Origin of the sequence: Dechloromonas sp. TW-R-39-2, from assembly GCF_016864195.1 — a bacterium.
Classification (GTDB): Bacteria; Pseudomonadota; Gammaproteobacteria; order Burkholderiales; family Rhodocyclaceae; genus Azonexus.
On the sequence record NZ_CP045202.1, the window covers coordinates 3,207,185 to 3,228,905 of the forward strand.

The window sequence follows — 21,721 nt, forward strand, 5'->3', positions numbered from 1 at the left end:
AGCTTGCCTCCGCGCATGAGGGAGCGGTTTTGTCTACGGCCGCGCTGCGCGCTTAACACCGGCTGCGCCGGGTTAGCCTGCGACGAAATCGCCAACTGATGCGAATTCACATGGCACCGAGTCATAGCTTGCCTCCGCGCATCAATTGGCGATTTTCCCAATCCACCCGCAGCAGGATGGCCAGCGCAACGCAATTGGCCAGGATGCCGGAGCCGCCGAAGCTCATCAGCGGCAGGGTCAGGCCCTTGGTCGGCAGCAGGCCCATATTCACACCCATGTTGATAAAGGACTGGACGCCGAACCAGATACCCATGCCCATCGCGACCAAAGCCGGATAAAGACGGTCGAACTGGACACACTGGCGACCGATGGCAAAGGCGCGCTGCACCACCAGGGCAAACAGGCCGATGATCGCGATTACGCCAAAGAAGCCGAGTTCCTCGGCAACGACGGCCAGCAGGAAGTCGGTATGCGCCTCGGGCAGGTAGAACAATTTTTCAACGCTGGCGCCCAGACCGACGCCGAACAGTTCGCCACGTCCGAAAGCGATCAGCGAGTGCGACAACTGGTAGCCGCGCCCAAAGGCATCGGCCCACGGATCCATGAAACCGAAGACCCGGTCGCGACGATAAGGCGAGACGATGATCATCACCGCAAAGGCGATCAGCAGACCAACGATCAGCATGGCGAACAGACGCGCCTTGAGGCCGCCGAGGAAGAGGATGCCCATGGCGATCGAGATGATCACGACGAAGGCACCGAAATCCGGCTCCTTGAGCAGCAGCATGCCGATGATCACCATCGCACCGAACATCGGCAGAAAGGCCTGCTTCAGATCATGCATGACGTTGATCTTGCGTACGGTGTAGTCGGCGGCATAGAGCACGGCAAACAGTTTCATCAGCTCGGAAGGCTGCAGATTGACGAAACCAAGCGGCAACCAGCGACGCGCACCGTTGATATCGCGCCCCAGGCCGGGAATCAGCACGATCGCCAGCAACAGCGCACCGATCATGAAAAGATAAGGGGCGTATTTTTGCCACAGGGTCAGCGGCACTTGAAAAGTCACGGCGGCGGCCACCAGGCCGATACACAGGAAAATGCCCTGACGGACCAGGTAATAGGCCGGCTGATGGCCGGTAAAGCGGCCGGCTTCGGCAATGGCGATCGAGGCCGAATAAACCATGATCAAGCCGCTGAACAGCAGAAAAAGCACGCTCCACAGCAGGGCGTAGTCAATTTCAGCCACTTGGCGACGGGGAGCGTCGAGCGCGCCGATCATCATGCTGACAACCCCTTCACGGCAGCGATGAAGGCTTCTGCCCGGTGCGCATAGTTGCGATACATGTCGAGACTGGCGCAGGCCGGCGAAAGCAGCACGCAATCACCGGCTTCGGCGTGGGCCGACAACCAGCGAACGGCGGCTTCCATGTCGCCCAGAATGCGGGTCGGCACACCGCTGCCTTCAAGCGCCATGCCGATCGCGGCGGCATCGCGGCCGATCAGGGCCACGGCGCGGCCATGCTTTTCCAGTGCCGGCTTGAGCGGTGAAAAATCCTGCCCCTTGCCATCGCCGCCAAGCACGATAGCCACTTTGCGGCCCATGCCTTCGATGGCGGCCAGCGTTGCGCCGACATTGGTGCCTTTGGAGTCATCGACGTAAATCACACCACCGATTTCAGCCACGGTTTCAACCCGGTGCGGCAAACCGGTAAAGGACTGGAGCGGAGCAAGCAGACGATCGATCTCGACGCCCACCGCCTGGCACAACGCCAGCGCGGCCATGGCATTGGCGGCGTTGTGCAATCCGGCCAGTTTCAGTGCGTCGACCGCGACAAGCGCGGTTTTACCCAGGGTGATCACCCCGTCGGCCAGGCCGAAATCCAATGCGCGTGGCGCGGCATCCAGACCAAAAGTAACCATCTTGCGCCCACAACGCCCGTTGGCCATCGACCAGTCGTCATTGCGATTCAGCACCATGATGCCCTTACCCTGGAAGACACGGGATTTGGCTGCGGCGTATTCGGCCATGCTGCCAGCGTAACGATCCAGGTGATCTTCCGAGACATTGAGGACCGTCGCTGCCGCCGCGTTCAGATGATGCGTCGTTTCCAGCTGGAAGCTCGACAACTCGACCACCCAGACCTGCGGCAAGGTGCCGGCATCCTGCGCATCCATCAGCGCATCGAGCGCCGACGGTGAAATGTTGCCGCAGGCAATCGCCGGGACACCTGCGCCGTTGAGCAAATGGGCGGTCAAGGCCGTCGTCGTCGTCTTGCCGTTGCTACCGGTGATGGCAATGATTTGCGAACCGGCCACCTGTTCGCGGACGCCGGCGGCAAAGAGTTCGATTTCGGAGATCAGCGGCAGGTCGACCGCGGCAATCGCCGGCGTCGCTTTCGGCACACCCGGCGACAACGCGACAATCTCCATCCCGGCAAACGTTGCATCACCGAGCGGGCCGGCGAACAGTTCAGCGCCGGGCGCAACGGCCTGCAGCGCCTCGACGTTCGGCGGGGTGTCACGGGTATCGGCGACGCGCACGACAGCGCCCTGGCGATGCAGCCATTTGGCCATCGCCAGTCCGGACTCGCCGAGCCCGATCACCAGTACGCGTTTGCCCCGAAGTTCCATTAGCGCAGCTTCAACGAAGAAAGACCGACCAGGACGAGCATGATGGTGATGATCCAGAAGCGGACCACGACCTGCGTTTCCTTCCAGCCGGTTTGTTCAAAATGGTGGTGCAGCGGGGCCATGCGCAGGATGCGGCGGCCCTCGCCGAATTTCTTCTTGGTGTATTTGAAGTAGCTGACCTGGAGCATCACCGACAGCGTTTCGACGACGAATACGCCGCCCATGATCAGCAGCACGATTTCCTGACGCAGGATGACGGCGACCGTGCCGAGCGCCGCACCGAGCGACAGCGCGCCGACGTCGCCCATGAACACTTCGGCCGGATAGGCGTTGAACCACAGGAAACCCAGACCGGCACCGGCGATGGCGCCGAGCAGGATGCACAGCTCGCCGGCGCCCGGCACATACGGGATGAACAGGTATTTGGCCAACACGGCGTGGCCGGTGACATAAGCGAAGATGGCGAAGGCACCGGCGATCATCACGGTCGGCATGATCGCCAGACCATCGAGGCCATCGGTCAGATTGACCGCATTGCTGGTACCGACGATGACGAAATAGGTCAGCGTGATGAAGCCGATGATGCCCAGCGGATAAGCCACGGTTTTGAAGAAAGGCACGATCAGTTCGGTTTGCGCACCGGATTTGGCGGAATAAGCCAGGAACAGCGCCGCGCCGAGGCCAAGCACCGATTGCCAGAAATACTTCCAGCCGGCCGACAAGCCTTTCGGATCGCGATAAACCACTTTCTTCCAGTCGTCGTACCAGCCGACGATGCCGAATCCGAGCGTGACGATCAGCACGGTCCACACGTATTTATTGGTCAAATCGCCCCACAGCAAGGTGGTGATGCCGATGGCGATCAGAATCAGCACGCCGCCCATGGTCGGCGTACCGGACTTGACCAGGTGCGTCTGCGGGCCATCGGTGCGCACTGCCTGACCGATTTTCTTGGCGGCCAGCCAGCGGATCACGCCCGGGCCGGCGGCAAACGAAATCAGCAGCGCCGTCATCGTGGCCAGCACGGTACGCAGGGTGATGTAGTTGAAGACGTTGAAAAAGCGAACGTCCTGCGCGAGCCATTGGGCCAGAGCCAGCAGCATCAGTGTTTCTCCTCTGGGGTTGCAACGGCAGCGAGGGCATCGGCCACCCGCTCCATTTTCATAAAGCGCGAGCCTTTGACCAGCACGGTGGTTTCTTCGCCCAATTCCTTGTCGACCGCAGCAATCAGCTTGTCGACATTGCAGTAGTGCCGGGCACCTTCGCCGAAATTACGAACTGCGGTCTGCGCCGCATCGCCCAGCGCGAACAGCCGGTCAATGCCCTGGCTCTTGGCGTAGCCGCCGATTTCATCGTGATATTGCGCACTGGCTTCGCCGATTTCGCCCATGTCGCCGAGTACCAGCAGCTTGCGACCGATGGTGGCAGCCAGCACATCGATCCCGGCACGCACCGAATCCGGATTGGCGTTGTAGGTATCGTCGAGGATCTCGGCGCCTTTTTTCCCGGCGCGACGCTGCAAACGCCCCTTCACGCCGGTGAAGCTTTCCAGCCCGGCAACAACGGCAGCCAGCGGAATTCCGGCAGCCAGACAGGCGGCAGCCGCAGCAACGGCATTGCCGGCATTGTGCCGGCCGGGGATGCGCAAACGAATGGAGGCAGAGCCTTCCGGTGCAATCAATTCAAGGCTGGTTTCGAGACCATGCTGACTGACCTTGCCATAGACATCGGCCGGATGATCGATCCCGAAGGTTCGAACGGCATGCTCGCCGGCCATCGCGCGCCACAACGCAGCATAGGCATCGTCGGCATTGACCACGGCGACGCCATTCGGCTGCAGGCCGGTAAAAATGCTGCCCTTTTCGCGGGCGACCTCATCGAGATCCCCCATGCCTTCCAGGTGAGCCCGCTGGGCATTGGTCACCAGCGCCACATTCGGTGCACCGAGCGGTGCCAGATAGGCGATCTCGCCCGGATGATTCATGCCCATCTCGATGACGGCGGCCCGATGCGTTGCGTTCAGGCCAAGCAGCGTCTGCGGCAAACCGATGTCGTTGTTCAGATTACCGCGCGTCGCCAGCACAGCGTCGCCGAATTGCGCCTTGAGAATGGCGGCAATCATTTCCTTGGTCGTCGTTTTACCGTTCGAACCAGTTACGGCCAGAACCGGCAAAGCGAACGAGGCACGCCATGCCGCGCCGAGACGCCCGAGCGCCAGACGCGTATCGTCAACCACGACGGCCGAAATACCGGCCGGCACACGGCTGGCATCCGCCACCATCAGCGCGGCTGCGCCACTGGTCGCGGCCTGGGTCAGAAAATCGTGCGCATCGAAGCGTTCACCGCGCAAGGCGATGAACAGTTGCCCCGGACCAATGCCGCGGGTGTCGCTTGAAATACCGGCCAGGGCAACATCGGCGCCGATCATGCGACCGCCCGTTGCGTTGGCAACCTGCGAAAGCAGCCAGTTCATGCGCTCACCTCCTGGGAAATGGTATGACGCAGCGCGAGGGCTGCCTGAGCCTGTTCGACATCCGAAAACGGCGTCCGCACACCGGCAACTTCCTGATAGGTCTCGTGGCCTTTACCGGCCAGCAGGATCACATCGCGCTGATCGGCTGCGAGAATGGCGCGACGGATGGCCGCGGCCCGGTCGACTTCAACGTCGGCACCAGTCATGCCGGACAGCACATCATCGATGATCGCCAGCGGTGCTTCACTGCGCGGGTTGTCGCTGGTGACCAGGGCATGGTCGGCACGCTGTTCGGCAACGCCGCCCATTTGCGGACGCTTGCCTTTATCGCGATCACCGCCACAGCCAAAAACCACGACCAGACGTCCGCCACGCGCGTCGGCCACCGAGCGCAAGGCACCCAGTGCATTTTCCAGCGCATCCGGTGTATGCGCGTAATCGACGACAACCAGCGGCTCGCCATGGCCACCGATCCGCTCCATGCGTCCCGGCGGCGGCGTCAGTTCGGCGATACGGCGTGCCACTTCACCGGCCTGCATGCCGCCGTCGTGCAACACGGCGGCCACGGCGAGCAGGTTTGAAACGTTGTAACGCCCGACCAAGGCCGTATCAACGACCGCCCGACCGTTCGGCAAAACCAGCATGAAGCGCTGGCCAAACGGCGTTTCAACCAGCTCTTCTGCCCGAACCAGCGCTGGAAAATCGCGTTTGGCTTCGCCAATGGCGTAACCAAGCACCCGCATTGCCGTCGTTTCACGGACCAGCTTCAAACCAAGCTCGTCATCGAGGTTGATGATCGCCGTGCGCAGGCGCGGCCAGGCGAAAAGCTTGGCTTTGGCTGCGGCATAAGCTTCCATGCTGCCGTGGTAGTCGAGGTGATCACGGGTGAAATTGGTGAAAATCGCGATATCGACGCGCGCACCGTTCATCCGCCCTTCTTCGATACCGATCGAACTGGCTTCGAGCGCACAAGCGGCCGCGCGCTGTTCGCGGAAATCGGCCAGGTAGCGCATCAAGGTCGTTGCTTCCGGCGTCGTGAACCCGGTTTCAACCAACGCCCCCGGAAACCCGGCGCCCAAGGTACCGATCACGGCGCAAGGCTTGGCGTAAGCCCGTGCGACGAACTGGCTGATCGTTGTCTTGCCGTTGGTCCCGGTAATCGCAATCAGCGACAAACCTTCGCTCGGATGTCCATAAACAGCGTGCGCCAACGGCCCAGCCAGCGGGCGCAAGGCATCGACGGCAAGGTTTGCCACGGTCAACGCCGGATTCCAGGCAAAACCGTCGCCCGGCTGCCAAACGACGGCAACAGCACCGCGCTCAATAGCGTTGTCGATATAACGACGACCATCGGCCAGATCGCCCGGATAGGCCAGGAAGACATCGCCCGGCATCACCTGGCGGCTATCGTCGGCAACGCCACGGGGCACAACGCCCAAGGCCTCCAGACGATCAAGAATTTCACGCGGCGTACTCACAAGGTACTCTTTCCGCCATTGGCATCAGGCACCTGCAACGGTGCATCGGGAGGAACGCCCATGGTGCGCAGTGCACCGCCCGCAATCTGGGAAAAAGCCGGACCAGCCACGTCGCCACCGTAGTGGGCGCCACCCGAAGGCTCGTCAATCATTACGGCAACCACCAGACGCGGTTCGCTGATCGGCGCGACACCAACAAACGAAGCAACATATTTACGGGCATAAACGCCGCCTTCGACCTTGTAGGCCGTCCCGGTCTTGCCACCGACGCGATAGCCGGGAACGCGTGCCTTCGGGGCGGTACCTTCCGGCTGCACCGCCATTTCAAGCATGGCCCGCACTTCGCGCATGGTCTGCGGCGAAAAAACCCGCACGCCCCGCACGGGCGCCTCATCAACCCGAACCAGCGACAAGGGCATCAACTCGCCATCATGGGCAAAAACGGTGTAGGCGCGCGCCAATTGAACCAGACTGACGGCAATGCCGTGACCGTAGGACATCGTCGCCTGCTCGATCGGGCGCCAGTTTTTCCAGGGACGCAGACGGCCATTCACTTCACCCGGGAAGCCCAGATTCGGCGCCTGACCGAAACCGATGCTGTCGAACATTTCCCACATTTCCTTGGGCGGAAAACCCAGAGCAATCTTGGCGGTGCCGATATTCGACGATTTCTGGATCACCTGAGCCACACTCAAGGCGCCGTGCGGATGGGCATCGGAGATGGTCGCGCTACCAATGGTCATCCGGCCCGGCGCGCAATTGATGATGGTATCGAAGCGGACCTTGCCTTTTTCAAGCGCCAGGGCGGCAGTAAACGGCTTCATCACCGAGCCCGGTTCGAAGGTGTCGGTGATGGCCCGGTTGCGCAACTGGGCGCCGGACAAGTTCTGTCGATTGTTCGGGTTGTAGGTCGGCCAGTTGGCCAGCGCCAGAATTTCGCCACTGCGCGCATCAATCACGATGGCACCGCCAGCCTTGGCGTTATTCGTCTCGACGGCAGTCTTGAGGTGGCTGTATGCCAGGTACTGGATTTTCGAGTCGAGCGCCAGACGGACATCCTTGCCATCCTGCGGCGGCTTGAGCGCGCCGACATCCTCGACGATATTGCCTCGCCGGTCACGAATCACCGTCCGGTTGCCGGCATGCCCGAGCAGGCTTTGCTGGAAGGCCAGTTCGACCCCTTCAAGACCCTTGTCGTCAACACCCGTAAAGCCCACGATGTGGGCCGTCATGTCACCTGTCGGGTAGTAGCGCCGGTATTCCTTTTCCTGGTGAATACCCGGCAATTTCAGCGCTGCAATCCGGTCCGCCGTCTCCGGCGGCACCTGGCGTTTGATAAAGACAAAAGTCTTGTCCGAGCCGATCTTGCCATCCAGGTCGCGCTGGGCCATATCCAGCAGGCCTGCCAGCTGACGTTTTTGCGGCAGACTCATCGTCCGCGCATCCCCCGGAATGGCCCACACCGACTTCATCGGCGTGGAAACAGCCAGCATGTCGCCGTTACGGTCGACGATCTTGCCGCGCGACGCAGACACCTCGATATCCCGGCGATAACGCGAATCGCCCTTTTCCTGCAGAAAATCGTTATTGATCACCTGCAGATAAAACGCACGTCCGACCAGCGCCAGAAATGCGAGCATCAGCAGCAACACGACCGTGCGCGAACGCCAGCCTTGCAACGCCAGTTGCAGGACCGGGCTTTCGGTGAAGCGATGACCACGCTGCGGACGACGGCGCACAACCATCAGTGCACCGCCTTTTTCGGCGCCGGCTTGGCGGCCTTGACTGACAGCACCAACTTGGGCGGCACAACCTTGCCCATCGCATCCGGCGTCACCATATGCAGGCGATCGCGGGCAATCTTCTCGATCCGCGGATGCGTCGCCCAAGTCGACAGCTCAAGCTGCAACTGGCCATATTCGACATCCAGCTGCCGCGCCCGCTCCTGCTCACCCTCCAGATCCTGGAAGAGCTTGCGCGCCCGGTGCTGCGAGGTGACCACACCCAGCGCACAAATGACGACGATCAGGAGAAGGGCCATGTTGAAGCGAACCATCAGATTTTTTCAGCAACCCGCATCACGGCGCTGCGCGCCCGCGGATTGGCGGCAACTTCAGCCGCCGATGGCTTGATCATCTTGCCAATCAGACGCAATTTCGGCTTCGGCAACTGATCGGCACGCAAAGGCAGGTTCTTCGGCAGATTGTCTGCGGTCGACTGCTCGCGCATGAAGTTTTTGACGATGCGATCTTCCAGCGAGTGGAAGGAAATCACTACCAGCCGGCCACCGGGCTGCAATAGCTCCAGGGCCTGCGGCAGGGCTACCTCCAGCTGGCGGAGCTCTTGATTGATATGAATCCGTAGAGCTTGAAAGCTGCGCGTCGCCGCGTCCTGCCCTGGCTCACGGGTGCGCACGGTCTCGCGTACGAGGGCCGCGAACTGACCTGTTGTGACAATTGGTTGTTCGAGCCGAGCAGCCACAACCTTCTTTGCAATCTGGAAAGCAAACCGTTCTTCGCCATAGTTCCTGATAACCTCCGTAATATCTCTTATTTCGGCACGCGCTAGCCATTCGGCAGCCGTCTCGCCCTGCGTCGTATCCATCCGCATATCGAGCGGCGCATCCTGGCGGAAGCTGAAGCCGCGCTCCCCATCGTCGATCTGCGGCGACGACACCCCAACATCAAACAGAATTCCATCAACTCCGCGCACCCCAGCCTCGGCAGCGGCTTCGCCGATTTCACCAAAGGCACGATGAACCAGCTGAAAACGGGAGTCGGCAATCGCCGCCCCGGCAGCAATTGCGTAAGGATCGCGGTCGACCGCGACAAGGCGACCCTTTTCATTCAACGAGGAAAGAATGCGGCGACTATGGCCGCCCCGCCCAAAAGTGGCATCCATGTAGACGCCATCCGCCTTGATCGCCAGGGAATCTACCGCCTCTTCGAGCAGCACCGTGACGTGGGTGCTACCCGCGCTCACAGCACCAGATCCCCGAAGCCGGGCGGCAACTCGCCGCTCGACAGCGCCTCGGCTGCCATGTCGTTCTGAGCCTTCCAGCCGGCCTCGCTCCAGATTTCGAAATGCGAGCCCATGCCGACCAGATAAACGGTTTTGCCCAGGTTGGCGTATTCACGCAACTCATTGGCAACCAGGATGCGCCCGGCCGAATCAAGCTCTTCGCTACGGGCATTACCGACCAGCACACGCTTGATCGAAGCAATCGCCGGATTGAGGCTGGAGCCCTTGAGAATCTGGTCACGAATCGGTTGCCAGGCCGGCGACGGGTAAAGCAGCAGACAGCGATGCGGATGTGCCGTCAGGACGAGCGAACCCTCAGCGGCCGCAAGCAGGGGTTCGCGATACCTTGCCGGTATGGCAAGCCGCCCCTTTGCATCCAGACTGAGTGCTGTAGCCCCTTCAAACATCCCTGCGTCGCTCCCCGTTTACCCACTTTTCAACACGTTTACCCACTTTAGAGCAACGAACCTCCCCAGTCAATAGAAAAATTGGGATTTTTTCTTATGCAACAAGGACTTAGCAGCACTTCGCAAGGTAATTTTATTGAAATTTTTCCCTTATAAATCAAAGGGGGAATTTAAAGACTTAAAGTGACTTATAAGGAGTTCCAGCAAGGCAAAAAAATGCCTTCAACGGTCATGCCGTCGTTTTAATTCAGAAAAAAAACAAAGGGAAAAATGCGCTAGAAACGAGTCGGCTCAGGCGACTTCGCTACCAAAGACGACAACGCAGTTGCGCCCGGAATGTTTGGCCCGATAAAGGGCCTGATCGGCGCAGCGCGTCAGGTCATCCGGCGTCTTGCCATGCTCGGGATAAGCAGAAACCCCAAGCGAAATGGTGAAATTGACCGTAAATTCACCATGGGCGATCGCCAGCGCTTCGACCAACTGGCGCCAGGACTCAGCCCGGCCACGAGCCGCTTCAAGCGGCATATTGGGTAACAGGATGAGAAATTCCTCGCCACCGAAGCGACAAGCCACATCCTCCGCCCGAACATTCAGCAGTAAGGCGGCCCCCAGCGCCTTCAGGATTTCATCACCAAACTGGTGTCCATAGGTGTCATTGACCCGCTTGAAATAATCAATATCAAGCATGACCAAGGAAAGTGGATGCCCTTCGCGGCGCGCCCGTGAAACTTCACGCTCGAGCGTTTCATCAAGATAGCGGCGGTTGTAAAGCCCGGTCAAGCCGTCGCGCACCGCCTGCTCCTGCAGCGCCGACTGAAGCCGCTCGATTTCATCGATCTGGGCATGCAGACGCTGATTAGTGTCACGCAATGCTTGTTCAGCCGCCTTGCGCGCCCCGATATCACGAGCAATACCCAGAATGGTCCGCGGCACACCATCGGCATCGAGCAAATAGCTGGACACAACCTCCGTGGCCACGACACCGCCATTCTTGCAAACCTGATCCAGTTCGCCAGTAACAACCCGTGCCGCAGCCTCGCCCCCGATGATGCGCTTGACACGCTGAGCAATCTCGCCGACGACCTGAGCCGCACTTTCCGGCACAAGCGAGGCTTCAAGCGGCTGCGCCATCACTTCCTCCGGGGTAAAGCCACGCAAGCGCTCGACGGACGGACTGACATACGTAAACCGCAAGCTGGGAATATCCAGCGTCCAGATTACGTCATGGCTATTGTCAGCCAGCATGCGGTAACGCGCCTCACTGTCACCCAGCCTCTGCGCATTGACCGCCTCTTCCCGTTCAAGGCGCATCACGCGAAGCAATGCAAAAAGCAGCAGCAACGCCAGCAGCAATGCCGACGCCCCGGCCAGCGCCGCCGTCCGGTACCAAGCGGCCAGATAATCGGTGGTAGCTACGCCCGCAGCCACATAGAACGGGTAAGCACCAATTCGCTGGTAAGCATAAATCCGCTCGACACCGTCAAGCGCCGCCCGAAAACGAATGATTCCCGCGGGATCTCCGCTTTCAACACGCAGATGGAGCGGATTGTTTTGTACCTTCTGATTGATCGTATCCGGCCGGATCGGACGACGCAGCACCAAGCGCGCATCATCACTCCGGCGAAAGGTGATCACACCATTCGGTCCAAGATCAACCGCATCGAACAGTTGCTGGAAATGGCGCAAATCGAGCGGCGCCATGACCAAGCCCAAAAATTCTCCCGAATGCCCACGCACCGGGACTGCAATGATCATGATATTGCGCCCGGATATTCGCCCATTCACGACTCCGGAAAAAACCAGCGAAAGAGCCGGATCATTTTTCAACGCCTGAAAATAATCCCTGTCCGCCGTATTGCCTGAGACATTCCCCGGCTGAAACGAGGCCTCAGAGGCGTAGATAACTTCGCCCGTATTCGCCACGACACGATATCCGACAATTTCGGGAAAGCGCGCCGCGTACAAAACCAGTTCCCGACTGACAGATTCCTTGTACGAGGCAGCCGCGTCCGGACTCATTGCCTGACGGGGCAAAACGACTGCAAGATGCTCCAGGTCGGCATGAATGCGACGTACCGTCGAACCCAACCGCGCTTCCAGCACTCCGGCAATATTCCTGGCATTGGTTTCAGCTTGTCGCTCAGCGGCCAGATAACTCTCGCCTAGCACAAAACCCAGCAATCCCGTCACCACGAAGAGTGCGACAACGAACACCAGAATCAGGCGCTTTTGCGACCAGACGCCGGGCAACCCACGAATACCAGAGAGAGACTCTGCCATTCCGCGATCATGCCTTCGGGATGGCAGAATGACAAGACTCTATCTCACCCCGAAGGCAGGGCCTTACTTTGTCTGGGCCAGCTTCTGCTCGATTCGCGGCAGCGGCATGGCACCGGGGACCCGCTCACCATCGGCAAAGAACATGGTCGGCGTACCGGTAATGTTCAACTTGCGGCCGAACTCCTGATTCTTGCTGACTGCCGTCGTATCGCAATCTTCCTTGCTACCCGGCGCCTTGCCATCGATCATCCAGTCATTCCAGGCTTTGGCACGGTCTGCCGAACACCAGATCTGCTTCGATTTGCGAACCGAGTCTTCCGACAAAATCGGGTACAGGAAGGTGTAGACCGTAACATTCTCCAGCTTCAGCAAATCCTTGGCCAGACGCTTGCAGTACCCGCAATTCGGATCCTCGAACGTTGCCAGAACACGCTTACCATCCCCGCGAACCTGCTTGATGGCTCGCTCGAGCGGCAACTCGCCAAACTTGATGGCGGTCAGCTTTTTCATCCGCTCATCGGTGACGTTCTTCATCGTCTTGGCATCGATCAGTTGCCCACCGACCAATATCGCGGTCAACTTGTCGTCGGTATAGAAAATGGTGCCATCCGCGTAGACCTCGTAGAGACCGAGATACCCCGACTTGCTGACACTTTCCACCTTGGTGCCAAGCTTGGCCTCCATGGAACGCTTGATGTCAGCCTCATCAGCAACGGCTGCTGAAACGAAAACAGCCGCAACAACGAGCGGCAGCAGCTTTTTAAACATGCGATTCTCCTAGAGGATTCCCTGGGCGTAACGGACCAGGATATTTTTTACGAACGGCAGGCGATTGGTCGCACTCATGCCAAAATTACGCAGCGGCTTCATGAATGACGGCGCCTTTCGAAAAAGCTGCCAAAGCGCATCGGTAGTCGTCTGCAACAATACCGTTTCTTCACGACGGGCACGCTGATAGCGCTGCAGAAAACGCTCATTCCCGATGTCGTGCCACGGTTGCGCAGCGGCAAGCAAGGCAGCCAACTCACGCGCATCCTGAAAACCCAGATTGATTCCATGCCCGGACAGCGGATGAATCCCATGCCCGGCATCGCCCACCAAAGCCAGACGCGGCGCCACGGTTTGAGGCACACGCATCAAACGCAACGGGAAGGCAGCAGCCGGCGTCAGACAATCGAGTCGCCCGAGCACATGCTCCCCAGCCTCAGCCACACGGGCGCACAAGGCCTCAGGCGTCAACGCCAGAAGCTCGTCCGCCTTTTGATCGGGCGTCGACCAGACAATTGAAATGCGATTTCCCGGCAAGGGCAGATACGCTAGAACACCATCGTCGCGAAACCATTGATAAGCAATGTTGCGATGCGGCTTTTCAGTCACGAAATTGGCCACCAGACCTTTGTCATGGTACGGCGTATTGACAGCGGCCAGGCCGGCCGCCTGCCTGACCCATGAGTCGCGCCCATCGGCACCGACCACAAGGCGCGCAGACAGCACCGTGCCGTCACGCAGTGAAAGCACAGCAGCATCGTGACGAAACTCAAGCTGAGCCGGCTGTGCCGGACAAAAAAGACTGAGATTGCTCTGGCGCTTGGCATTCTCCCAGAACTCGCAAGCCATCCCGGAGGATTCGAGAACCTGGCCCAACTCAGACAATCCGGCATCAAAAGCAGAAAACTCAAGACGCCCCCCGGCATCACCATGCACATGCATGGCTTTGATGGGCGCAACGCGATCGTGCCTCAAGTTTTTCCAGGCGCCAATTTCCTCAAGGAAAGCGACATTTGCCTGGCTAATCGCATAAATCCGCGCATCCCACTCAGCCGATGCGTGGGGAGGCTGGGCCTCGACCAGGGCAATGCGCAAGCGCGTATCACGCAGCGCCATAGCCAAGCTGGCGCCGGCCAGACCGCCTCCGACAATAATCAAATCAAATTGTTGCATGACCGCACGCTCTATGACTCACGGGAGTGAGGCAATGAAATCAGGCCGGAGTCCCGCCGCCAGATGATGGTTTGTTTTGACGCGGTCGACGGTTGTTATTGTTGTTATTTGTGCGCGGACGATGATTCTTCTTTTGCTGCTGACCCGGAGCGCCACCGCCGCCACCGCCGCCACCTGTGCGGCCTTGGCGCATACCGCCACCATTGCCTTGAGGCTCATTGCCAGAGATGCGATTACCGGGAGCAAGCTGAATTTCAAGTTCGATGATTTCATCCCACTGCTCATCTGTCCGGTCACGCTCGGGAATGGACAGAAGCTCGCGCAGGCGACGACGATTGTCGTTGGGCGGAGGCGCAGACGGCGTATTTTCAAGCGGAGTTTCGGGATTTTGATTAGTCATCGTAAAGTAAAAAGCGGAGCCCTCATATTAGGGAGCCCCGCATTAGGTGATACCGGATTATTTTTTCTTGGCAGCAGTTTTCTTGGCCGCAACAGATGCCTTGAATGCCGTACCTGCCGTAAATTTCGGCACAGTCGTTGCCGGAATTTTCAGCGTTGCACCAGTCTTTGGGTTTTTGCCGGTGCGCGCAGCGCGCTTCGCGGACTTGAAGGTACCGAAACCAACGAGCGTTACAGATTCGCCTTTGGTGACTGTGCTAACCACCGCCCCGATCACTGCCGCCAGAACCTTCTCGGCAGCAGCCTTGGTAATACCAGCTTCTTTTGCAGCAACTTCGACCAGCTCGGATTTATTCATCTAAGTGCCTCCTGTTACTTGTTTAAAATTTAAGAAAACCGGCCGTCGGAACGGCAGCGCATTAAAAGTAGCATATCTTTTTATGGATGTCTTGACCGAAGACGGCCTATTTACTACCCATTGCGTGAATTTTTGTATTTTTCACACGCCGATAAAAACGCACCCCTGAAAAACAACCCCGGCACATGGCCGGGGTTTGACTTTCAAACAAGGACTGAACCTTATTTTTTCTCGGCAGCTTCTGCCGGTTTCTCACCGTGGGAGATTTCAACCCCACCTTCATTCTGCTTGCCGATATGCTGATCGATCTGCGGCAACTGGTGAGCGATACCCTTGTGGCAATCGATACAGGTCTTGCCATCGACAAACGCCTGCGGGTGCATACGAGCAGCACGGTTACCCTGTTCGGTGTAATCCATGTAATCGTAGCGGTGGCAGTTACGACATTCCTGCGAGTCGTTTGCCTTCATGCGCTTCCACTCGTTCTGAGCCAGCTGACCGCGCTTGGCATTGAACTTTTCCGGCGTATCAATCGTTCCGAGAATCTTGTGCAAAACCTCATTGGAAGCCTGAATCTTGCGAATCATCTTCGGCCCCCACTCCTTCGGCACGTGGCAATCCGGGCAGGTTGCACGAACACCGGTACGATTGGTGTAGTGAATCGTATTCTGGTATTCGCGGAAGACATTTTCTTCCATCTCGTGACACGAAATACAGAAAGATTCCTTGTTGGTCGACTCAAGCGCCCAGTTAAAGCCGCCCCAGAAGACAATACCGGCAATGAACAGACCCAGGACAGTCACCAGGCCAATGCGTTGCACCCAAGCGGGCATACGTTTTTCCAGACTCATCATTCCCCCTTCTTGGCAGCCGGTTTATAGGTATTCGTCACAAGCGGCTTGGCATCGAACTGCGGTACATGACACTGCATGCAGAAATAACGACGCGGCGAGATGTTCGGCTGCTTCTTGTCTTCACGATCCAGATAGTGCGACTTGGCAACCTTGGTCGCGCCGGTTTCCTCGGCCCGTTCCTTGGAATGGCAGTCCATGCACTTGTTGAAGTTCTGGGTAATGTTATAGCCCTTGACGCTATGCGGAATCAGCGGCGGTTGCTTTTGAAAATTACGCTGAATCGCTTCCTGATCTTTCTCAGGACGGAACATGTCAACCTTGGAGTTGCCTTCGATTGTCACGTTGCCAATTTCATTGACCAGTTTTTCCTGCGCCACAACGCCCCCCGCTCCGGAGAGGAGCAGCGTCGCAGCGAGGGCCAGAGCTGGAATAAATCTCATGTTTTTTCCTCCGATGTGCGGCCGGATTACTCCGGCCGCCTATTCATTATTGGCTGATTCCCGAATCAGGCCCTGGTGACCTTGACGGCGCATTTCTTGTAGTCGGTTTCTTTCGAAATCGGACAAGTTGCATCCAGAGTCAGCTTGTTGACCAGACGCCCGGCATCAAAGAACGGGATGAAGACAAGACCACGCGGCGGCTTGTTACGACCACGCGTTTCAACGCGCAACTGGATTTCTCCACGACGCGAAGCAACCTTGACTTCCATACCACGCTGCAAGCCACGTGCCTTGGCATCATCCGGATGCATGAAGACCACGGCATCCGGGAAGGCCTTGTACAACTCGGGAACGCGACGGGTCATCGTACCGGTATGCCAGTGTTCGAGAACGCGTCCGGTAGACATCCACAGATCGAATTCCTTGTCCGGCGACTCGGCTGGCGGCTGGTAAGGCAGCGCGAAAACGACTGCCTTGCCGTCCTTGTGGCCGTAGAACTTGACGCCTTCACCCTTCTTGACATACGGGTCGTAGCCCTCGCGGAAACGCCACAGCGTTTCCTTGCCACCGACGACCGGCCAGCGCAGACCGCGAGCTTGGTGATAGGTTTCAAACGGAGCCAAGTCATGACCATGACCGCGACCGAATGCAGCGTACTCCTCGAACAAGCCCTTTTGCGGGTAGAAGCCGAAGTGCTTGGCCTCATCGTTATCGAAGCCCGGCTGGGTTTCGCTCGCCTTGAACTTGTTGACCACGCCATTGGCGTAAAGCGCATCGAACATCGTCTTGCCCTTGAGCTTCGGCGCCTTGGCCAGCAACTCTTCCGGCCAGACTTCTTCCATCTTGAAGCGCTTGGAAAACTCCATCAGCTGCCACAGGTCAGAACGGGCTTCACCTGGAGCCTTGACCTGCTGGCGCCAGAATTGGGTACGACGCTCGGCGTTACCGAAAGCACCCTCCTTCTCGACCCACATGGCGGTCGGCAGGATAAGGTCGGCAGCCATGGCTGAAACGGTCGGATACGGGTCGGAAACAACGATGAAGTTTTCCGGTTTGCGCCACCCCGGATAAAGTTCTTCATTAATGTTCGGGCCAGCCTGCATGTTGTTGTTGCACTGCTGCCAGTAGAAATTGACCTTGCCATCCTTGAGCGCACGCGCCATGGCCACGGCATGGAAGCCGATCTTGTCCGGGATGGTGCCTTCCGGCAAGCCCCACAGCTCTTCCGTATGCTTGCGGTGTTCCGGGTTGGTCACAACCATGTCGGCCGGCAGGCGATGCGAGAAAGTACCCACTTCACGTGCTGTGCCACAGGCGGACGGCTGGCCGGTCAGCGAGAACGGGCTGTTACCCGGCTCGGAAATCTTGCCAGTCAGGAGGTGGATGTTATAGACCAGATTGTTGGCCCAGGTACCACGGGTGTGCTGGTTGAAGCCCATCGTCCAGAAGGAAACGACCTTGACCTTCGGGTCGGCATACAGTTCGGCCAGTGCTTTCAGGTCTTTCTGGGAAACACCGGACAACTTGGAAACCTTCTCGACGGTGTAGTCGGCAACGAATTTCTTGTAGTCTTCGAAGGAAATCCCCTCGGACTTGCCGGTATCGCCCTTGGGCTTGCCATCCGCGCCGGGGTAACCGTTGCTCGTCGCATCCTTTTCAAGCGCATGCGTCGGACGCAGGCCGTAGCCGATATCGGTCGCACTCTTCTTGAAATTGACGTTCTTGTCGATGAATGCCTGGTTAACCTTGCCGTTCTGGATGATGTAGTTGGCGATGTAGTTCAGAATCGCCAGATCGGTCTGCGGCGTGAAGATCATCGGGATGTCGGCCAGCTCGTAAGAGCGATGCTCGAAGGTCGACAACACGGCAACCTTGACCCCCTTGTTCGACAGCTTGCGGTCGGTGATGCGGGTCCACAGGATCGGATGCATTTCCGCCATGTTGGAGCCCCACAGCACGAAGGCATCGGCATGCTCGATGTCATCGTAGCAACCCATCGGCTCATCAATACCGAAGGTACGCATGAAGCCGGCCACGGCCGAGGCCATGCAGTGACGTGCATTGGGATCAAGATTGTTGGTACGGAAACCGGCCTTCATCAGCTTGGAGGCAGCATAACCTTCCCACACCGTCCATTGGCCGGAACCGAACATCGCCAGGCCGTTCGGCCCTTTGGCCTTGAGCGTTGCCTTGGCCTTCTCTTCCATGATGTCGAAAGCCTGTTTCCAGGAAATCGGTGCGAAGTCGCCGTTCTTGTCGAACTTGCCATCCTTCATGCGCAGCATTGGCGTCTTCAGACGATCGCTGCCGTACATGATCTTCGAAAGGAAGTAACCCTTGATGCAGTTAAGACCACGATTGACCGGCGCTTCCGGGTCGCCCTGGGTGGCCACCACGCGGCCGTCCTGGGTACCGACCAGCACGCTGCAACCGGTGCCGCAGAAACGGCACGGCGCCTTGTCCCAGCGAATATCGTCCTTGCCGGCTGCCTCGGCTGCCGTTGATGCGGTCAGACCGGCCGCTGAAATTGCCGCTGCAGCTGCATTGGCCTTGATGAAATCCCGTCGATTGAGCTTCACGCCTCTACCTCCTCAGTAACTGACTCGTCGTCGCTATATTGATAAACCATGGCCACTGCCAGAACGCCAGGAATACGGTGCAAGGCCACGTAGTTGTCGGCCGCCGAATTGGTATCGTGATCTTCAAGCGTGACAACAACCTTGCCCTCCGGACTGCGGGCGTGGATTTCCACGCCGGGCATGCCGGTCAAAATGGCGCAGGCTTCTTCAAGCTGTGCATGTGAAATGTGCACGATGGCACTGGAAATATTCATGGCTGTTCCTCGTTGCATCGTCCGCAGAATCCGCAGGGATGCGGCGACATCCTGCGCATCATCCTGATATGGCCTGCAATTGAGTTGATTTGAGTCAACATGAAATCGCTTGATACCCATAGTAGTGCCACTGCAGGATAAATATTAGTACTTTCGGACTAGTTTTAACCAAACCAAAAAATTCAGCACATAGCCAAAAGCTATTCGATAAATTCTTTTATTCAATTGGAGCAATGAAAAGACGCTCGCTAACATGCAATCCATGTTGAATTTCTAACCCACCAGGAGCAAACGTCATGTCCAACATCAATACCGAAATCAAACCTTTCAAGGCCACCGCATTCCACAACGGCAAATTCGTGCCGGTTTCCGACGCCGACCTGAAGGGCAAGTGGTCCATCGTCTTCTTCTACCCGGCCGACTTCACCTTCGTCTGCCCGACCGAACTGGGCGACATGGCTGATTTCTACCCCGAGTTCCAGAAGCTGGGCGTCGAGGTGTACTCGGTTTCCACCGACACGCATTTCACCCACAAGGCCTGGCACGACACCTCGGACACCATCGGCAAGATCACCTACCCGATGATCGGCGACCCGACCGGCGCCATCACCCGCAATTTCGGCGTGATGATCGAGGAAGAAGGCCTGGCACTGCGCGGCACCTTCGTGATCAACCCGGAAGGCGTCATCAAGATTGCCGAAATTCACGACCTGGGCATCGGCCGCGACGCTTCCGAACTGCTGCGCAAAGTCAAGGCTGCTCAATACGTTGCCGCCCACCCAGGTGAAGTCTGCCCGGCCAAGTGGAAAGAAGGTGATGCCACCCTGGCACCGTCGCTCGATCTGGTCGGCAAGATCTAAGTAAGCAAATTCCGCCATCCGGCAACGGGTGGCGGCGATTTCAGCGCAATGCTGCGGTCGACCGCAGCATTTCAGTGAAATTCAGGACAGGGAGAAAACCATGCTCGACAGCAATATCAAAACGCAACTCAAGGCTTACCTCGAAAAGCTCCAGCAACCGATCGAACTGGTCGCTGCACTTGATAGCCGCCCGGCTGCCACCGACATGCGCCAGTTGCTGAATGACATCACCGAACTTTCAGACAAGGTCAGCCTGCGCGAAAACGGCAGTGCCGCACTACAACCCTCCTTCGCCATCGGTCGCCCGGGCGAAACTGCGCGCATCAGCTTTGCCGGCATCCCGATGGGCCACGAGTTCACTTCACTGGTCCTCGCCCTGCTGCAAACCGGCGGCCACCCGCCCAAAGTCGACGCCGCCGTGATCGAGCAAATCAAGGCATTGCCCGGCAAGTTTCACTTCGAAACCTTCATCTCACTGTCCTGCCACAACTGCCCGGATGTCGTGCAGGCACTCAATCTGATGGCCGTGCTCAATCCGGGAATCAGCCACACGATGATCGATGGCGCGCTTTTTCAGGACGAAGTCGAACGGCGCAAGATCATGGCGGTGCCGACCGTCTTCCTCAACGGTGAGGAATTCGGTGCCGGCCGCATGAGCATCGAGGAAATCATCGCCAAGCTTGATACCGGCGCCGCAACGCGGGCTGCCGAGCAGATCGCCAGCAAGGAAGTCTTCGACGTGCTCGTCGTCGGTGGCGGTCCGGCCGGCGCCTCGGCCGCCATCTACGCTGCCCGCAAGGGCATCCGCACCGGCCTGCTGGCTGAACGTTTCGGCGGCCAGGTGATGGACACCGTCGGCATCGAGAACTTCATTTCCGTGAAAGCTACCGAAGGCCCGAAACTGGTCGCCGGTCTGGAAGAGCACGTCAAGGAATACCCGGTCGACGTGATGAACCTGCAACGCGCCACGCAGCTGATTCCCGGCGACCTCATCGAGATCAAGCTGGAGAACGGCGCCTCGGTGAAGAGCAAATCGGTAATCCTCGCCACCGGCGCGCGCTGGCGCGAGATGAACGTGCCGGGCGAAAAGGAATATCGCGGCAAGGGCGTAGCCTACTGCCCGCACTGCGATGGCCCGCTATTCAAGGGGAAGCGCGTTGCGGTAATCGGCGGCGGTAACTCCGGCGTCGAAGCGGCGATCGATCTGGCAGGCATCGTCGGTCACGTCACCTTGCTCGAGTTCGACGGTCAACTGCGCGCCGATGCCGTTTTGCAGAAGAAACTGCACAGCCTGCCCAACGTCACGGTGATCACCAAGGCACTATCGACCGAGGTTACCGGCAACGGCGAGAAGGTGAATGGCTTGGTCTACAAGGATCGTAATACTGACGAGATGAAGCGCATCGAACTCGAAGGCATCTTCGTGCAGATCGGCCTGCTGCCCAACACCGATTGGCTGAAAGGTGCGGTCGACCTGTCGAATCGCGGCGAAATCGAGATCGATGCCAAGGGCCAGACGTCCGTGCCCGGCGTCTTCGCGGCCGGCGACTGCACGACGGTTCCCTACAAGCAGATCATCATCGCCATGGGCGCCGGCGCGACCGCTTCGCTGAGCGCCTTCGACCACCTCATCCGCAGCTCTGCCGCGGATTGAAATGACAAAGCCCGGCATAAAAACCGGGCTTTGTCATTGCAACAAGAAGTCATCACCGTGAGCGACTGTCTTTGTCGGCATTGATTCAG

The 21,721-nt window shown here is 58.6% G+C and carries 20 protein-coding genes; 2 read left to right on the forward strand and 18 right to left on the reverse strand.

Annotation, left to right across the window (positions count from 1 at the left end; all coding sequences use genetic code 11):
* Window positions 1-121 precede the first annotated feature (121 nt).
* From ftsW to GBK02_RS15650, 18 genes are all read right to left on the reverse strand, one after another.
* Window positions 122-1,285 carry a putative lipid II flippase FtsW gene (ftsW, locus tag GBK02_RS15565; protein WP_203467514.1) on the reverse strand — a complete coding sequence of 388 codons (1,164 nt, stop codon included), beginning with the start codon at window positions 1,283-1,285 and terminating at the stop codon, window positions 122-124.
* Window positions 1,282-2,634, reverse strand: coding sequence for a UDP-N-acetylmuramoyl-L-alanine--D-glutamate ligase (murD, locus tag GBK02_RS15570; RefSeq protein ID WP_203467515.1), 1,353 nt, complete (start codon window positions 2,632-2,634; stop codon window positions 1,282-1,284). Before murD ends, ftsW begins: the two co-directional genes overlap by 4 nt.
* Window positions 2,634-3,737 carry a phospho-N-acetylmuramoyl-pentapeptide-transferase gene (gene mraY, locus GBK02_RS15575; RefSeq protein WP_203467516.1) on the reverse strand — a complete coding sequence of 368 codons (1,104 nt, stop codon included), beginning with the start codon at window positions 3,735-3,737 and terminating at the stop codon, window positions 2,634-2,636. Before mraY ends, murD begins: the two co-directional genes overlap by 1 nt.
* On the reverse strand, window positions 3,737-5,107 hold the full coding sequence (murF, locus tag GBK02_RS15580) for a UDP-N-acetylmuramoyl-tripeptide--D-alanyl-D-alanine ligase (protein ID WP_203467517.1): 1,371 nt from the start codon (window positions 5,105-5,107) through the stop codon (window positions 3,737-3,739). The genes mraY and murF overlap by 1 nt, the downstream gene beginning before the upstream one ends.
* Window positions 5,104-6,585 carry a UDP-N-acetylmuramoyl-L-alanyl-D-glutamate--2,6-diaminopimelate ligase gene (locus tag GBK02_RS15585; RefSeq protein ID WP_203467518.1) on the reverse strand — a complete coding sequence of 494 codons (1,482 nt, stop codon included), beginning with the start codon at window positions 6,583-6,585 and terminating at the stop codon, window positions 5,104-5,106. Before GBK02_RS15585 ends, murF begins: the two co-directional genes overlap by 4 nt.
* On the reverse strand, window positions 6,582-8,330 hold the full coding sequence (locus tag GBK02_RS15590; protein ID WP_203467519.1) for a penicillin-binding protein 2: 1,749 nt from the start codon (window positions 8,328-8,330) through the stop codon (window positions 6,582-6,584). Before GBK02_RS15590 ends, GBK02_RS15585 begins: the two co-directional genes overlap by 4 nt.
* Window positions 8,330-8,641, reverse strand: coding sequence for a cell division protein FtsL (ftsL, locus tag GBK02_RS15595; RefSeq protein WP_203467520.1), 312 nt, complete (start codon window positions 8,639-8,641; stop codon window positions 8,330-8,332). Before ftsL ends, GBK02_RS15590 begins: the two co-directional genes overlap by 1 nt.
* Complete coding sequence (gene rsmH / locus GBK02_RS15600; RefSeq protein ID WP_203467521.1) at window positions 8,641-9,567, reverse strand: 16S rRNA (cytosine(1402)-N(4))-methyltransferase RsmH; 927 nt, start codon at window positions 9,565-9,567, stop codon at window positions 8,641-8,643. Before rsmH ends, ftsL begins: the two co-directional genes overlap by 1 nt.
* Window positions 9,564-10,013 (reverse strand): division/cell wall cluster transcriptional repressor MraZ, encoded by a 450-nt coding sequence (gene mraZ, locus GBK02_RS15605; protein WP_203467522.1) that lies wholly within the window; start codon window positions 10,011-10,013, stop codon window positions 9,564-9,566. Before mraZ ends, rsmH begins: the two co-directional genes overlap by 4 nt.
* Before the next feature lie 291 nt (window positions 10,014-10,304).
* Complete coding sequence (locus GBK02_RS15610; RefSeq protein ID WP_203467523.1) at window positions 10,305-12,293, reverse strand: diguanylate cyclase; 1,989 nt, start codon at window positions 12,291-12,293, stop codon at window positions 10,305-10,307.
* Window positions 12,294-12,356: 63 nt separating this feature from the next.
* Window positions 12,357-13,061 (reverse strand): DsbC family protein, encoded by a 705-nt coding sequence (locus GBK02_RS15615; protein ID WP_203467524.1) that lies wholly within the window; start codon window positions 13,059-13,061, stop codon window positions 12,357-12,359.
* A 9-nt stretch (window positions 13,062-13,070) separates the two neighbouring features.
* On the reverse strand, window positions 13,071-14,234 hold the full coding sequence (locus GBK02_RS15620) for a UbiH/UbiF family hydroxylase (protein ID WP_203467525.1): 1,164 nt from the start codon (window positions 14,232-14,234) through the stop codon (window positions 13,071-13,073).
* A gap of 40 nt (window positions 14,235-14,274) precedes the next feature.
* Window positions 14,275-14,634 carry a hypothetical protein gene (locus GBK02_RS15625; protein ID WP_203467526.1) on the reverse strand — a complete coding sequence of 120 codons (360 nt, stop codon included), beginning with the start codon at window positions 14,632-14,634 and terminating at the stop codon, window positions 14,275-14,277.
* Between the two features lie 57 nt (window positions 14,635-14,691).
* Window positions 14,692-14,991 (reverse strand): HU family DNA-binding protein, encoded by a 300-nt coding sequence (locus GBK02_RS15630; RefSeq protein ID WP_203467527.1) that lies wholly within the window; start codon window positions 14,989-14,991, stop codon window positions 14,692-14,694.
* 221 nt (window positions 14,992-15,212) lie between these two features.
* On the reverse strand, window positions 15,213-15,824 hold the full coding sequence (locus GBK02_RS15635; RefSeq protein ID WP_226406162.1) for a NapC/NirT family cytochrome c: 612 nt from the start codon (window positions 15,822-15,824) through the stop codon (window positions 15,213-15,215).
* A 17-nt stretch (window positions 15,825-15,841) separates the two neighbouring features.
* On the reverse strand, window positions 15,842-16,285 hold the full coding sequence (locus tag GBK02_RS15640) for a nitrate reductase cytochrome c-type subunit (protein ID WP_203467528.1): 444 nt from the start codon (window positions 16,283-16,285) through the stop codon (window positions 15,842-15,844).
* A gap of 65 nt (window positions 16,286-16,350) precedes the next feature.
* Window positions 16,351-18,864 (reverse strand): nitrate reductase catalytic subunit NapA, encoded by a 2,514-nt coding sequence (napA, locus tag GBK02_RS15645; protein WP_203467529.1) that lies wholly within the window; start codon window positions 18,862-18,864, stop codon window positions 16,351-16,353.
* A complete protein-coding gene (locus tag GBK02_RS15650) occupies window positions 18,861-19,118 on the reverse strand; it encodes a chaperone NapD (protein ID WP_203467530.1) in 258 nt (85 codons plus the stop codon). Before GBK02_RS15650 ends, napA begins: the two co-directional genes overlap by 4 nt.
* Window positions 19,119-19,414: 296 nt before the next feature.
* Between GBK02_RS15650 and ahpC the strand changes: the two genes are divergently transcribed.
* Entirely contained in the window at window positions 19,415-19,978 is a 564-nt protein-coding gene (ahpC, locus tag GBK02_RS15655; protein WP_203467531.1) for an alkyl hydroperoxide reductase subunit C, read from the forward strand.
* Between the two features lie 100 nt (window positions 19,979-20,078).
* The gene (gene ahpF / locus GBK02_RS15660) at window positions 20,079-21,632 is read left to right on the forward strand and encodes an alkyl hydroperoxide reductase subunit F (protein ID WP_203467532.1); all 1,554 of its coding nucleotides are present in this window, start codon (window positions 20,079-20,081) and stop codon (window positions 21,630-21,632) included.
* Window positions 21,633-21,721 lie beyond the last annotated feature (89 nt).